10 protein-coding genes and 4 pseudogenes are annotated in these 14038 nt (G+C 57.3%); 10 read left to right on the top strand and 4 right to left on the bottom strand.

Going from position 1 to position 14038, the window contains the following annotated elements; genetic code table 11:
* The first annotated feature begins 605 nt into the window (after positions 1–605).
* The 6 genes and pseudogenes from hypA to hypE all read left to right on the top strand — a co-directional run bounded on the left by hypA (position 606) and on the right by hypE (position 6542).
* Positions 606–949: pseudogene (gene hypA, locus CCGE525_RS34715) on the top strand (hydrogenase maturation nickel metallochaperone HypA).
* Positions 949–1855: pseudogene (gene hypB / locus CCGE525_RS34710) on the top strand (hydrogenase nickel incorporation protein HypB). Before hypA ends, hypB begins: the two co-directional pseudogenes overlap by 1 nt.
* Before the next feature lie 23 nt (positions 1856–1878).
* Positions 1879–4129: pseudogene (gene hypF, locus CCGE525_RS34705) on the top strand (carbamoyltransferase HypF).
* Complete coding sequence (locus CCGE525_RS34700) at positions 4120–4347, top strand: HypC/HybG/HupF family hydrogenase formation chaperone (protein WP_120708873.1); 228 nt, start codon at positions 4120–4122, stop codon at positions 4345–4347. Before hypF ends, CCGE525_RS34700 begins: the two are co-directional and overlap by 10 nt.
* Positions 4344–5501 carry a hydrogenase formation protein HypD gene (gene hypD / locus CCGE525_RS34695; protein WP_120708872.1) on the top strand — a complete coding sequence of 386 codons (1158 nt, stop codon included), beginning with the start codon at positions 4344–4346 and terminating at the stop codon, positions 5499–5501. The genes CCGE525_RS34700 and hypD overlap by 4 nt, the downstream gene beginning before the upstream one ends.
* A pseudogene (gene hypE, locus CCGE525_RS34690) lies at positions 5498–6542 on the top strand (hydrogenase expression/formation protein HypE). Before hypD ends, hypE begins: the two are co-directional and overlap by 4 nt.
* A 168-nt stretch (positions 6543–6710) precedes the next feature.
* Here hypE and CCGE525_RS34685 read toward each other — a convergent pair.
* The 3 genes from CCGE525_RS34685 to CCGE525_RS34675 all read right to left on the bottom strand — a co-directional run bounded on the left by CCGE525_RS34685 (position 6711) and on the right by CCGE525_RS34675 (position 8505).
* Positions 6711–7292 carry a hypothetical protein gene (locus tag CCGE525_RS34685; protein ID WP_120708871.1) on the bottom strand — a complete coding sequence of 194 codons (582 nt, stop codon included), beginning with the start codon at positions 7290–7292 and terminating at the stop codon, positions 6711–6713.
* A gap of 32 nt (positions 7293–7324) precedes the next feature.
* Entirely contained in the window at positions 7325–7669 is a 345-nt protein-coding gene (locus CCGE525_RS39305; protein ID WP_245472449.1) for a cytochrome P450, read from the bottom strand.
* Between the two features lie 398 nt (positions 7670–8067).
* Positions 8068–8505: a SyrB-like regulator gene (locus CCGE525_RS34675; protein ID WP_120708870.1), complete on the bottom strand. Its 438-nt coding sequence runs from the start codon at positions 8503–8505 to the stop codon at positions 8068–8070.
* 388 nt (positions 8506–8893) lie between these two features.
* Between CCGE525_RS34675 and CCGE525_RS34670 the strand changes: the two genes are divergently transcribed.
* Positions 8894–9190, top strand: coding sequence for a hypothetical protein (locus CCGE525_RS34670; RefSeq protein WP_120709174.1), 297 nt, complete (start codon positions 8894–8896; stop codon positions 9188–9190).
* Positions 9191–9434: 244 nt separating this feature from the next.
* On the opposite strand, the gene CCGE525_RS34665 is transcribed toward CCGE525_RS34670, so the two are convergent.
* Positions 9435–10538: an ROK family protein gene (locus CCGE525_RS34665; RefSeq protein ID WP_245472447.1), complete on the bottom strand. Its 1104-nt coding sequence runs from the start codon at positions 10536–10538 to the stop codon at positions 9435–9437.
* Positions 10539–11222: 684 nt separating this feature from the next.
* Here CCGE525_RS34665 and CCGE525_RS34660 point away from each other — a divergent pair.
* The 3 genes from CCGE525_RS34660 to CCGE525_RS34650 all read left to right on the top strand — a co-directional run bounded on the left by CCGE525_RS34660 (position 11223) and on the right by CCGE525_RS34650 (position 13875).
* Entirely contained in the window at positions 11223–12449 is a 1227-nt protein-coding gene (locus CCGE525_RS34660) for a DegT/DnrJ/EryC1/StrS family aminotransferase (protein ID WP_245472482.1), read from the top strand.
* 79 nt (positions 12450–12528) lie between these two features.
* Positions 12529–13197 (top strand): HAD family hydrolase, encoded by a 669-nt coding sequence (locus tag CCGE525_RS34655; protein ID WP_120708868.1) that lies wholly within the window; start codon positions 12529–12531, stop codon positions 13195–13197.
* 174 nt (positions 13198–13371) lie between these two features.
* Complete coding sequence (locus CCGE525_RS34650; protein ID WP_120708867.1) at positions 13372–13875, top strand: GNAT family N-acetyltransferase; 504 nt, start codon at positions 13372–13374, stop codon at positions 13873–13875.
* The last annotated feature ends 163 nt before the right edge of the window (positions 13876–14038 follow it).

The raw sequence follows: 14038 nt of genomic DNA, 5'->3' as shown, positions 1-14038 counted from the left end.
ATGGCTTGTCGCGGGGACGGCACGGCTTGCGCGGCGATTTTCCGGGATATTGAGGACGACCGAACTTTTATGGGGCGGCCGACCGACCCGCTGACCGCCGGCGATGACACCGAGGTTATCGCTCATTTGCTGCGACGCGGGCTATAGCACCTTGCCGCATCTTGCCGGTCGCGTCACCGAAACCGGCGCTTATGCCCGGCTTTGCCGTGCCAGGGGTCCGACGGCCCTCACCTTGCGCAACGCTTCATGGCGCGCTGCGCGATGTTCGCCTCTGCTTGATGCAACTCCAGCATCTTGCCAAGGGCCAGAATGACCCTTCCGAGCTCATGGCCGTGGCCCGACGCCCGGTACGGGCGGCTTTGGCGCGGTGGAATGCGCGCGTGGCAGACTTTACCATCAGGCCGAAATCGGTGTGGATGGGAAGCTCTGTGCATACCGCATACTCGCCCCGACAGAATGGAATTTTCATCCGGCGGGCCCGTTTGTCGAAACACTTCGGTCGTCACGGATCGGTGCGGGTGAATCCGCGACCCGGTCGGTCTCACGCCTGGCCGTGCTGTTCGATCCCTGCGTGGGGTTCAAGGTTGGAATTCGCGACGTTGCGCATGCATGAAATGTCATTGATGGAAAGCGTCATCGCCATCGTCTGCGAGACGGCGCGGGTAGGTGTAAACGGGCGCGCAATTAAAGCTATCCGGCTTGATGTCGGTGTTTTGAGCCACGTCAATCCGGATTCGCTGCTGTTCTGCTACGAAGCTGTGCGGCGTGGCACGATAGCGGAATATGCCGCGCTCGAAATTAACCGCATCGCCGGCGAGGGCTGGTGCCTCGATTTGGGGAAACGGTGACCCTTTGTGAGCGGTTTGGCGCCTGCCCGGACTGCGGCGGCCATCGGGTGCAGATGACGGCGGGCGACGAATTGAAGATCAAGGACATGGAGGTGATCTGATGTGCACCGTATGTGGTTGCGGGACGGAAATGATGGAAGTTAACAAGAGCGAGACCGGCGCGCACGGCGGTCATGATCATCATCACGACCATGGCGGCCGCCATCGCGATCCTGGACACGGACATCACCATGACCATGACCGCCATCGTGCGCATGATCATGACCGCCGCGCGGAAGACGGTGGACTCCACTACGGCAACGGCATTGCCGGCGTGCATGTGCCAGATATGAGCCAGGAGCGTATCGTCCAGGTTGAAAAAGATATCCTCTCCAAAAACGATGCCTATGCTGCGGAAAACCGGGCTTGGTTGCGCCGGAACGACACCTTTGCACTGAATTTCGTTTCGAGCCCCGGCTCGGGAAAAACAGCTTTCTGGTGCGCGCCATCCGCCACCTCAAGGGCCGGATGCCGATCAGCGTGATCGAGGTGACCAGCAGACCTCCAACGATGCCGCACGCATCCGCGAGACCGGTGCCCCGCGATCCAGATCAACACCGGCAAGGGCTGTCACCTCGACGCCCACATGGTCGGCCACGCGGTGAAAGAGCTGGCGCCCGAGCCCGGTTCGATCCTGTTCATCGAAAATGTCGGTAATCTTGTTTGTCCTTCCGCTTTCGATCTCGGCGAGGCCCACAAGGTCGTGGTGCTCTCGGTCACGGAAGGCGAGGACAAGCCGCTCAAATCCAGACATGTTCGCAGCCGCTGATTTGATGATCCTCAACAAGTCCGACCTCCTGCCGCACCTCGACTTCAATGTTGGCCTCTGCATCGCTAATGCGCTGCGGGTCAATCCGCGCCTGCAGACTTTCACGGTTTCTGCCCGCAGCGGCGAAGGGATGGAAGCGTTCTATTCCTGGTTGGAGGCTGCGGCTGCCGGGAACACCAAGCCTTCGAACGTGGCCTGACTTATGGTGCGCGCCTGGCATCGATGGGGGAAGATCGTGTCCGGCGGCTGCGACTGCGGGTGAGCGGTGCCGTGCAGGGTGTAGGATTCCGGCCGTTTGTCTACAGGCTGGCCAGGATGATGCAGCTTACCGGGTTTGTGCTCAACGACAGCGCTGGTGTGCTGATCGAGGTCGAGGGCGCCGCTGCCGACCGCTTCGCGCAACGCCTATGGTCAGAGGCGCCGCCGCTTGCCCGCGTCGATGCCGTCGATGTTCTGGAACTGGAGGCGGCCGGCGGGGACGCGTTCGAAATCCTTAAAAACGTCGGCGGCCGGGCGCAACGCGAATCGGGGCCGACGCCGCGACCTGTGTCGAATGCCAGCAGGAACTGAACGACCCGACGAGCCGCTTCTTCGGCTATCCCTTTGTCAATTGCACTCATTGTGGGCCCCGCTTCACCATCACCCGCGCGCGCTCCCCTACGATCGCCATCAGACCTCGATGGCCGCGTTCCCGATGTGCAGCGCCTGCCGCGCAGACTATGCCAATCCGGAGAGCCGGCGCTTCCATGCTGAGCCCGTCGCCTGCCCGGCTTGCGGCCCAGAGCTCAGCCATTCGATCGCCGAGATATCCGCACGGCTCGCGAACGGCCAGATCATAGCGATCAAGGGGGTCGGCGGCTTCCAGCTCTTCTGCGATGCACGCAATGATGCGGCGATTGATCGTCTCAGACTGAGCAAGTTGCGCGGCGACAAACCGTTCGCGATCATGGTCCCGAACGTCGAGACAGCCCGGCAATTGGCCAAGCCCTCGCGGGCGGAGGAGCAATTGCTCGCCTCGACCGCCGCCCCGATCGTCCTGATCGATGGGCGCGATCATCTTTCCAACCTCATTGCTCCGGGCCTTAGGCGGATCGGACTGATGCTCGCCTATACGCCAGTGCACCACCTGTTGTTTGCTGCGCTTGCCGCCGAGGGGGCGGGCTTTCCCACCGCGCTGGTCGCAACCAGCGGCAATCCGGAGGTGAACCGCTGATAGCAGACAATGATGATGCCATCCAACGGCTCGCCGGCATTGCCGACCTGATCGTCACACATAACCGCGACATTGCCGTTCGCGCCGACGATTCCGTCATGCAGGTGATCGACGGCGCGCCGAGTTTCCTGAGGCGCGCGCGAGGTTTTGTACCGGAGCCAGTCGATCTCGGCGAGGACGGCCCATGCGTGATTGCCACCGGCGCGGATCTCAAAACACGATCTGTGTGACGCGGGGTCGGGAGGCGTTTCTGTCGCAGCACATCGGCGGTCTCGACACGGTCAAGACGATCCGTTTCCAACGCGAAGCCCTCGAGCATCTCTGCTCCATCCTGGATGTCAGGCCGGAATTTGCCGCTTGCGATCTTCATCCGGATTTCCGCTCCGCGCGAATGGCGGAACGTTTGGATCTGCCGCTTCTGCCGGTGCAACACCACCTCGCTCATGTCGCCGCCGTGGCGGCGGAACATCACGTCCGCAGGCCGATCCTCGGACTTGCACTCGACGGTCATGGTTACGGCGTCGATGGCAGCAATTGGGGAGGCGAAATGCTGGTCGTTGACGGCCCTCGCTGGCAGCGCATCGCTTCGCTTCTGCCGTTGCCGGCGGTGGGCGCCGACCGCGTGGCGCGCGAGCCCTGGCGCATGGGACTTGCCGCGCTTCAGGCCGCCGGCCGCCGCGACCTTGCGGCCACGCTCTGGCCCGGGCACCCGGGGTCGCGCGTTTGGACGCGATGTTTGCCTGCGGCTTGCGATCAGCCGGGACATCCAGCCTCGGACGGCTTTTCGATGCGGTGGCTGCGATCGCGGGTATCCGCCTCGTCCAGAGTTACGAGGGGCAGGCAGCAATGGAGCTCGAGGCCCTGGCCGACGATCCGCAATGTCACGCCGAAGGCTACAGCCTCGCCGATGGCATGCTCGATTTCCGACCGCTCATCGTCCATCTGGCGGACCGGCGGCTTGGCGGGCGCGAAGCCGCAGGCCTATTCCACGGCACCCTGATCAGCGGCCTGGCCGATTGGGCCGCCCTTGGTGCATCGCAGACCGGGACGCGAACCATAGTACTCGGGGGCGGCTGCATCATGAACCGCGTGCTCGCCGAGGGTCTCTCCCGCGCCTTGCGCGACCGCGGCCTTCAACCCTACTTGCCGCATCGGATTCCGCCCAATGATGGTGGCATCGCGCTCGGCCAAGCCGCTTATGCACGGCAGCTCATCCAACACGATCTTGCACAGATCCAGGAGCACCGGACATGTGCCTAGCCCTACCGGTAAAGGTGAAGGAACTGCTGCCAGACAATATGGCCAAGGTGACGCTCGACGGCGTGTCGAAGGTCATATCCATCGCACTTGTCGACGATGTCAGGCCTGGCGACTATGTCGTCCTGCACGTCGGCTACGCGCTTGCCAAGATCGATCCGGAAGAAGCGGCAAGAACGCTTGCCTTGATCCGCGAAGCTACGGTGGGAGGCACGGCATGAAATATGTCGACGAATATCGCGATGCCAGGCTCGCCAATGATATTGCTCGTCAAATCGCAACGGCAGTGAATCCGGCGCGCAGCTATCATTTCATGGAATTTTGCGGAGGCCATACGCATGCAATTTCGCGCTACGGTCTCGCAGACTTGCTGCCGTCCAATGTGTGGATGATTCATGGACCGGGTTGTCCAGTCTGTGTGCTGCCGATCGGCCGCATCGATGCGGCGATCGCGCTTGCCATGCGGCGAGAAATCACGCTTTGTACCTATGGCGACCTGATGCGCGTGCCGTGCTCGAACGGCTCGAGCCTACTGAAGGCCAAGGCGGCCGGTGCCGATATCCGCATGATCTATTCGACACTCGATTCGCTGAGCATCGCCGAAACCGAACCGGACCGGGAAGTCGTGTTCTTCGCCATCGGGTTCGAAACCACCACGCCGCCAACGGCGCTGGCGCTACGGTTCGCAATCGCGAAGGGTCTCCGGAACTTTTCGATCTTCTCAAACCACGTGCGGACACCGGCCGCTATTCAGAACATCGTCGAAAGCCCAGATGTCGGCAAGCCCGGCGCCGTCAAGATCGACGGCTTCATCGGCCCGGCACACGTCAGCACGGTGATCGGTACGGAGCCGTATGACTTTATTGCCGAAAAATTTAAAAAGCCGGTCGTGGTGGCAGGTTTCGAGCCGCTCGATATCATGCACGCAGTCCTGTTGCTGGTGCGTCAGGTCAATGACGGCTTGCACCAGGTGGGGAACCAGTATATTCGCGCCGTGACCACTTTCGGCAACGAAAAGGCGCAGAGCGAGATCGCAAATTTCTTCGAATTGCGTGAAAGCTTCGAATGGCGCGGGCTGGGCGAAGTGCCCTATGGTGCACTCCGCCTCAGACCCCAATATGGCGAATACGATGCCGAGAAGCGTTTCGGAATGGTGACGCCGGCAGCGCAGGACAACCCGGCCTGCGAATGCGCAGCCATCCTGCGCGGTATGAAGAAGCCGGCCGATTGCAAGCTGTTTGGCAAGGTCTGCACACCCGATACGCCGATGGGTTCCTGCATGGTGTCGTCGGAAGGCGCCTGCGCCGCGCATTGGATCTACGGCCGCTTCCGCGGACAGGTGAAGGCCGACGAAAGCAGCAGGATCGTCAGATGAGCATAAAAGGCGTTAGGTGCAAGCTCGACCTCAGGAACGGCCGCGTCGATCTTTCGCATGGGCGGGCGGCCGTGCCATGGGCCAGTTGATCGAGGGTATTTTCCATAAGGCTTTCGACAATGACTGGCTCAGGGCTGGCAACGATCAGTCTGCCTTTGCCGTTCCGGCAGGGCGCCTGGTGATGACCACGGACGGCTATGTTGTGTCGCCGCTGTTTTTTCGGGGGGTAATATCGGCTCGCTCGCCGTGCATGGCACGATTAACGACATTGCCATGGCTGGAGCATGGCCGCTTTATCTTTCAGCGGGCTTCATCATTGAAGAGGGCTTTCCGCTCGCAGATCTTGATCGTATTGCCGAGACCATGGGTGCGGCCTCCCGCGAGGCAGGTGTGCCAATCATCACCGGCGACACGAAAGTGGTTGAGCGCGGCAAGGCCGACGGCGTCTTCATTTGCACTTCCGGCGTCGGTATTGTTCCAGCCGGTCTCGACCTGCGCTCCGACGCCGCGCGGCCAGGTGATGCTGTGATCGTCTCGGGTTCGATAGGCGATCACGGAGTCGCGGTGATGTCGAAGCGCGAGAATCTAGAATTCGATACGAACATCGTTTCGGACTCAGCGGCGCTGCACGGGCTGGTAGCAGCAATGATCGAGGTCGCGGGATCGTCAATCAGACTGATGCGAGATCCAACACGCGGTGGACTTGCTGCGATACTCAACGAAATCGCCAGTGCCTCAAAGATCGGCTTGCGCCTCGACGAAGCGGCCATTCCGATCAAGCCGGAAGTGGCCGCGGCCTGCGAATTCCTCGGCCTCGACCCGCTTAACGTCGCCAATGAGGGCAAGCTCGTCGTATTGGTGGCGCCAGAGGTTGCGGATGCGTTGCTCGCCGTCATGCGCACGCATCCGTTGGGCGCGGAGGCTGCACTGATCGGCCATGCCGAGGTTAGTGACCATTGCTTCGTGCAGATGGCCACGTCGTTTGGTGGCGGTCGCATCATCGATTGGCTGTGGGGCGAACAGCTGCCGCGAATCTGCTGAACACGGCGATGAGCATCGCTTCACGCAAGAAAGCGTGGCCCAGGACCAAGAACGAGCTTGGCGAGCAGCTAGCGTGCGCCCTTTGCCGACAAACAGGTGCGCAGCTCTATTGGCGGCCTTGAAGGATCTAACCGCCGAGACGCAAACTGGATCGGTTTACAAGATGCCTCAGTTGACGCCAAATCGCGCAAGCATCTTTCGAATCTGCATGTTTTGTTGAAGAAGATGTTTCACCAGCAACGCCTTGAGCCGTCGATTCTCTTCGTCAAGCGCGATTAACTCATCGACTGATATATCCCCATGGCTATCGTTTGATTGCGCACTGGGCAGGCTTGCGGTGTCGTTCGCATGGTAATTGACATTCGCGTCGCGTCGATGCTTTGCATCCTTTCGAGGCCGCCTGGAAGAGCCCTCTTTCAATGGTGAAACAGAGGTGAAAGTCAGACCGTTGTCCTGCTGAGGCGGACAAATCTGTCCCGCATCGAGAGAGGGCGCCGAAATCTGCTTGTCGTCGCCGGTTTCAAAATTATTATTGAGACGAGTTTTCGGTTTTGGATCCGCCCAGGGCTCGCCTTCTCGTTTCGGACCATTTGAGACGACATTGGGCTCGAAGAGATGCGGTGCGTCAACTTCCGCCTCGAGCGCAAGCGCCTTGAGATCGGTATCGCCCCAAATAGAAGCCGGCCGCATCGCTGTCCGACGGCGCGCCGATTTGAGTTCGACAACGAATTTTCGCTGCTGTGTTTTCATATGTGTCCCATCTATGAAATCGTAATGAAGATTTACGGTATTTCGAATCGCTCAAGCATTTTTTTAAGCTGATCATTCTGCAAAAGCAGCTTTTGAGCCAATTGGCTCCTCAGTTGCTTGATTTCCTCGTCCAGCCTTGCCATCTCCTCGAAGAAGGCCTCCCGTCTCGATGAGGATTGCGCAATTTGATTATCGCCTGCGACAGCTGCGTTCTGCACCGCCATGTCGGCGTGGATTCTTTTCGCATGTGTCGGCTTTTTTTGTCTGCGGTATTCGTCGAGGCTGTTTGCTCGTCTCGCTTTCAAGCGGTAATGCAGAGGCTTCGGCGTTCGACCACCTGAGCTCAGGAAGCGCCGGTTCTTGGACCTCGTCAACATCGACCGGCGCCGAGGCCGCGCCCGCGGCATCGACCTCAGGTTCGAATTCCGTTGGATCAGTCGCGACGAGCTCAACAGATCGGTTTTCATCGAGCCCGGATCCAAGGGTGCGCTCCGTTCGGTTTAGAGGAAGCTCCAACGCCTCTTGCCGGTCAATTTGGCTTGCGTCGGTGTCGGCACCATGCCCAATCGAAGTCTCGCGTGCCGGTGGTCTTCGCGAGGTTAGTCGAACAAGAAATTTCCACGGTGATTTCATAATGCTTCAACCTCGACCAATCCGTATCCATAACATCGCCGCAGCCCAAAAACCGGGCTCGTAGGTGAGCCCGGCGAACGTATCCCCTGCCGAGAAGGATGGCTAAGGTCGATCTCGCCACCATCCTGCTGTTGATCGGCGATCAATCGAGCCCGAGCCGCTTGCGCAGTTCGGCATTTTCCGCCCGCAATTTCTCTGCCAAGAGCTTACGCAGCCTCTTATTTTCCTCTTCCAGCTGAATAAGATCCGCCATCTCGTCTCTTGCCGAAGCGGGCGCCGAAACGGTTTGCTCAGGCTGCTGTGACATCCTCTCGCGTACCGTGTCCTTCGTGACGTCCTGGACCGCGATGTCGGCAGCTTGCGTTCCGACAGATGCGGACTTTGTGTCTGCGGTTTGTTCGCGACGCTTCCTGCGACCCCGCGGCGCCTTCCCGGTCTTGCCAACTTGCGTGGCAACCGTTGCCTCGGCAGCTGCTTTCGGGCGTCGCGGTGCGCGCTGCATTTTAGGCGCCGGCGTTTTTGCCAATGAATTGGTGTCTGCCATCTCGGTGATTGAGCCAGTATTATTCTCGTCAGCCATGAGTTATCTCCCTCTGTCGGCAGGACTTCTTTTCGGCTGAGTGAAAGACAGAGTCAACATCAGTGCTTTGGTGGCCGGCGGATTTGGACAGCACCGCTCTCAGCCCAGGCTGGGAGATGAATGGAAGCTGTCAACGAGGAATAAAACAACGAAGCCGTGCCTGCGAGGCCAGACCGGTCAATGTCGCGACGAGCCGGCGATCACATTCCGAGATGAGAGAGGAACTCGCCCGTATGCTGTCAACCGCATCGCTGTATGTCCGGCTTTCCTCGACCACTCACAATTGATCAATGCTTCACGTGGCCGCGAACCTTGACACACATGTGCAAATGCGGTTTGCACCGTCATGGAAATCGCCTTTGGTGCGAACGGCAAGAGAGGATGCGAGATGCGTGCACCATCAGGTTCTGTTCCCGGGCTTTGCTCTGCCTCCGCCACCATGTTCGCGGTGGGAATGGCGTTCCTTGGCTATTGGGGCGTGTATGAGCCCGGCGGCTGGCACCGCTCCGATTTGATCGTTGTGATCTTGGCGCTCGTCGGGTTTGCAGCGCTTGGCTCGGTCCCTTGGATTATAACGACCCCGGTCGCAGAAGAAGGCCAGGAAAAAATCGTGGCTGCCAGGCGAGCGTTGTTGCTGGGAGTCGCCTTGATCTGGTTGTCCGTTCTCGTCTCGTTATTAGCTTAGTTTCGCCTCGCCTGCACGCCGCCGCACAGTCCCTTTGCCGGACCGGCACATATAACACAAGATCTCGCGCTCCAACATCGTCTGCTCCACCGGCCTTAGGCTCAGCGCGAACCGGAAATACAAACAGATTGCGGCGGGCAAGCAATTCGGTCTTCGACTTGGACGGCAGCGGTTTCACTGGAAATCGGGACGAACACCTTTTGCAAGCAGACCCCAATTCCAATCGAATCTGGCCCTTCTCTGTTCAGATTATGACATCTAGCAATTCTGCGAGAATGAGACCCGCCGCGCCGCGCAGGCTAGCGACGTCTTCACTATCGCCGGGAGCGAGGGTGATCTGTTTATCCGCAGGATTGAATATCAGTTCTCTGAAGTTCTCTTCAATAAGCTCTAACATCCATTTTCCTCCACGCACGACATCACCATGCAGAGTAATGCAGTTGGGCGCCGCCAGCTGCTGAAGGTTCGCCAATCCAACAGAAATATTGAACGCGTAGGCTTGAAGTAGCTCTTTTGCCCCTTCCGTGCCACTCTTGGCAAGCGACACCAAACGGCCCGCATCCAACGAGCCAGGCTGCGGCAACCCCCTGGCTTGTGCTTCGTTTCTTAACCATTGCAGACTGGCAATCGTTTCCCAACATCCTCGTCGTCCGCATCGGCAGATCCGGCCATTGAGTTGCACGATGGTATGGCCGATTTGGCCGGCCTCACCCGCCGCACCCCTGTAAAGATGTCCATCGACATAGATCGCCGCGCCCAATGACTCACCGACATAGACCGCAGCAAAATTTCTCTGCCCACGTCCTTGTCCGAACCAACGATCGCCAACAAGCAAAGCTCTGGTATTTGGATCGATGCAGACCGGAACCCCGAACCTTTTTGTTAACTCTGCTTCTATCGGAAATCCATGGAGGCATGGCGCAAGATCCATAGCCAAGATCGAACCTTTTGCCGCATTGAGCCCTCCGGCAACTGCCAGCCCGATGCCTAAAACCGGCAGGTGGGCAAAGGCGATTGCCTCTTCAACACAGGTACTGACGATCTGAAATCCATCGGAAGCATCTTTTAGATCTGTCGTTAAATCGGCATCGTGTTGAGCATAGATCTCGCCCTCCAGTGAGACCAAGCACGCGCGGACACGTTCTGGCATCAGCAGGACTGCGCAGATCGGCTTGGCCTGCCTCGAGAACCACACCTTGGTAGCCGGTTTTCCGCCGGTCCGATTAGCGGGAACCACGTCGCCTTCGACAAGAATACCCTGGTTGATCAATGGTTGGACGATGCCGCCGATAGTTGCTCGGTTTGCGCCGGTGACGCGCGCGAGCTCCACCCTGCTCGACGCGCCCATGTCGTATAATGCTTGTATCAGGCGTCCCCGATTTGCGACCCCCAGTGTCCCCGCTGAGATTAGAGGATGAGCTGGCTTGAATCGTCTGGCGGGGTTTTGATTGCCGTCGACCGGCCCGATGAAACAGTGCTTGTTAGATCCGTTAGACGTGTCCGCATTTCCTGCAGTCGATCGTTTTTCTAATCTTTTTATCATGGACTCCATTGGATCCGACTTTCCCTTTTTATCGAAACTCGATTGCCCTTACGGCGACTTCCTCGCGACTGCCTGTGGCCATTGCCGTTTCCCGGAATCGCGGGTGGTAACTTGGACCTATGTGGCTTGCCGGTTTTAACACTCCTTCCCACTGGTGGCGGTATAGGCGATCATCACACAACTGAAGTTCTTCGCCAGCGTATCATCCGAATAGTCACTTCGGAAAAAGAAGGCACGCTCTCTCAGTATATGTAAATCATGCTGATATATATTTTTAGTAAAATCCACATCCAATGTCGGATATTCCATCTATAATAAAATATACTTTAAAATATATTTTGATATCTGTTGATTTTCCTTGATAAAACAATAGAACATCCCCAGAAAATTGACCGATGATCGATCACAATTAGCTGTCGGAGGAGTGTAATGAACGGACACGCCAGCAATAATCTGGAATTTTATAACTCCAGAGAGGACAGGCAGGAAATGGATCTTGCCCTTCTCGGCGGGGAGCCTATCGTTCCTCCGAAGCGGATCACGCCTTGGCCAGCCACACAGGCGGAGCATTTAGATGCGCTCCGCGAAGTTGTAGATAGTGGAAGGTATCATCGGGTTAATCACCCAATCGTGGCCGACTTGGAGCAAAATCTCGAAACATGGGCTGGGAAATGGAGGGTGCGCGCCGTCGGCAGTGGTACGGCGGCAATCCATATCGAGCTTGATTATTTTAAAGACCGGGGCGAACACGTGGTCACCGCCGCGCTGAATTGGCCTGGAGCGGTGGGACCAATTGCAATCAGTGGTCTCCAGCCGGTCTTCGTTGATGTCGACATGAACTTGGTCGGGATCGATCAAGAAGCGGCAGCCGACAAATTCGGGCCAGGCGTCGGAGCGGTTCTCATCACGCACCTCTTTGGGAATAATATCCGTGTTCCTCACGCAAGATCTGCCGCACGCGCTCGAGGTGCCGCGGTGATCGATGACGTCTGCCAATCTATCGGCGCCATTAAAGCGATCGTAAACGGAGCATACATCGATACAGATGCACTCGCTTTATCGGGCAATGGCGCCAAGCACCTTGGAGCCGGCGAACTGGGATTCGTGATTACGGAGGACAAAGACCTAATTGAACATGTGGACGCCGTTTCGCTGACAAGTTCATCTCGAAATGGAGATCGGGCTTTTTCCCCGTGTTCGGCAGGCTATAACTACCGCCCCAACGTCTTCTCCTCGAGTATAGCAAAGATGCGATTAGGGAATCTGGAGACACAACTTCAAGTTCGAAGAGATAATGGAAAAATTCTATGGGAGATGATCCGAGATCTCCCAGGTTTATTTCCGCTCTTCGACCCATCTGACTGCGATCAGTCCATGCTCAACTTCCCGCTTCGCATCGAACCGGAAGCATTCGGTTTTGGTTCAGGTCCGGCGGCAAGGGATACCGTGGTCAAAATGCTACAGGCCGAAGGTGCGCCCGTTTTAGTTTGGCTTAGGAAGCCCGTCTTCGAATATCTGCCGAACATTGCCGACGATTGGAAAGCCGCCGATTTTCCCAACACAGTGAAACTCTTGAATACGATGTTTTACGTATCAGAGATCGCGCCACCCAATGAAGCCGAGGTAATGGAACTTTACGCAGAAGCGTTTCACAGGGTCTGGAAGGCTCTTTTCAAGTTTGGCCCAAAGATTTCCGGTATCACGACAACCATCTAGCAATGGAAGGGATGAATTCAGGCTAACCTGCAGGCCTGCCCTCTTGCAAGATTGTTTGTGTCGACAATGGAGTAATCCTATGACGTCCTGCAAAACCCCGAAACTTTTGATTTTCGATTGCGATGGAGTCCTAATCGACAGCGAAATCATTGCTACCGCGGTGCATGTCGAAGCATTGGCAGGGCACGGATATAATATCACCGCTGATACTTATAATAGTCGCTTCATAGGCATGACCGATCGCCAAACTTATTCAATCATCGAAGCTGAGTCTGGACTACGTTTGCCGGAGGGTCATCATGAATCTGTGATGGCAGAAATTGGCAAACGGTATGCTAGCGATCTCAAGGCAATCTCGGGCGTCAATCAAGCTTTGGAGGCCATCAATGCGGAGAGATGCGTGGCATCGAGCAGCGATCTGAAAAAGCTGCATTTTGCACTTAAACTAACAGACCTGTACGATTATTTTTCGCCTTATGTCTTCAGTGCTTCTCAGGTCGCGTGCGGCAAGCCCGCCCCAGATCTTTTTCTGTTTGCGTCTGAAAGAATGGACACGTCGGCCGATGACTGCTTGGTCATCGAAGATAGCGTCGCGGGGGTTCAGGCGGCGGTGGCGGCTCGAATGCGGGTAATTGGTTTCGTCGGCGGTTCTCATTGTCCTTTCGAGCACGCTAATAAATTGCTGGAAGCAGGCGCGATGAGAACATTCAGCCAGATGACGGCGCTACCAGAAATCCTTGCAGGTTGACAGTTGGGCCGTTGTCCAAGACGCTCTTGCACCTTATGACCTGCAGGTCAGGACCCAGATGCCCCATTCGTTGTTATGGATCCCCTTTGGCGACGGAATCATCCCGTGCGAAGACCTGCTCCACTATGGGCCTCAATCTTAGAGCGTGCGGCATACGGTAAAAAGGAAGAGACGATGGCTGCGAAGCACACATACATTCAGGCTCCGATAGCAATTGAGTATCTGGAGAGTTGTCGCGATTTAATTTCCGTTTGTGCGAGTTGGTCCTTTGGGCAATGGGGCTGTCAAGCCAATGGATCATTCGAGCAGGTGGAGCGTGAATTCGAAGCCTCCACACGGAGTTCTATACCACTGACCTTGATTGCCATCGAAGACAGCAGGCCCACAGGGATGATCAGCCTGGCCGAGTATGATTTTGGGGGAAGACCCGATCTTTCTCCGTGGCTGAAGTCGCTATATGTCCATCCATTCCACCGCAATAAAGGCACGGCCACATTGCTGATCAAGAAGCTGGAACACGAAGCTTTGCGCCTCGGCCATAAAAAGCTTTATCTTACAACGGAGGATGCAGAAGGCCTCTATACAAAGCACGGCTGGTTGGAAATTGACCACGTGCGGACACCTTATGGCGACGCGACGTTAATGACAAAGATCTTGCCGGACGCCATTCAAGCCTAGGTCAGAGCAACTGGAATATCTGTGTTGGCTTCCCAGTCAATTTTCCTCCGAGGCTCAAGTGCCCTGCCCGCACTGAAGGTATCGAAGACGGCAACGGATCGTACTTCGGACTGTCGGACTAGGGCAGACGTGACCTCAGCCAGACTGTCGCCTATATTAGACT

The sequence above is a fragment of the Rhizobium jaguaris genome (assembly GCF_003627755.1).
GTDB lineage: Bacteria > Pseudomonadota > Alphaproteobacteria > Rhizobiales > Rhizobiaceae > Rhizobium > Rhizobium jaguaris.
The sequence above is the reverse complement of the archived record's forward strand: the minus strand, read 5'-3'. Positions and strand labels throughout refer to the sequence as shown.

What these genes read in the sequence shown, in the direction of transcription:
- CCGE525_RS34700 (WP_120708873.1), top strand. Translation starts at nt 4,120, where the DNA reads ATGTGCCTAGCCCTACCGGTAAAGGTGAAGGAACTGCTGCCAGACAAT.
- CCGE525_RS34655 (WP_120708868.1), top strand. Translation starts at nt 12,529, where the DNA reads ATGACGTCCTGCAAAACCCCGAAACTTTTGATTTTCGATTGCGATGGA.
- CCGE525_RS34670 (WP_120709174.1), top strand. Translation starts at nt 8,894, where the DNA reads ATGCGTGCACCATCAGGTTCTGTTCCCGGGCTTTGCTCTGCCTCCGCC.
- CCGE525_RS34665 (WP_245472447.1), bottom strand. Translation starts at nt 10,538, where the DNA reads ATGGGCGCGTCGAGCAGGGTGGAGCTCGCGCGCGTCACCGGCGCAAAC.
- CCGE525_RS34675 (WP_120708870.1), bottom strand. Translation starts at nt 8,505, where the DNA reads ATGGCTGACGAGAATAATACTGGCTCAATCACCGAGATGGCAGACACC.
- hypD (WP_120708872.1), top strand. Translation starts at nt 4,344, where the DNA reads ATGAAATATGTCGACGAATATCGCGATGCCAGGCTCGCCAATGATATT.
- CCGE525_RS39305 (WP_245472449.1), bottom strand. Translation starts at nt 7,669, where the DNA reads ATGTTGACGAGGTCCAAGAACCGGCGCTTCCTGAGCTCAGGTGGTCGA.
- CCGE525_RS34660 (WP_245472482.1), top strand. Translation starts at nt 11,223, where the DNA reads ATGGATCTTGCCCTTCTCGGCGGGGAGCCTATCGTTCCTCCGAAGCGG.
- CCGE525_RS34650 (WP_120708867.1), top strand. Translation starts at nt 13,372, where the DNA reads ATGGCTGCGAAGCACACATACATTCAGGCTCCGATAGCAATTGAGTAT.
- CCGE525_RS34685 (WP_120708871.1), bottom strand. Translation starts at nt 7,292, where the DNA reads ATGAAAACACAGCAGCGAAAATTCGTTGTCGAACTCAAATCGGCGCGC.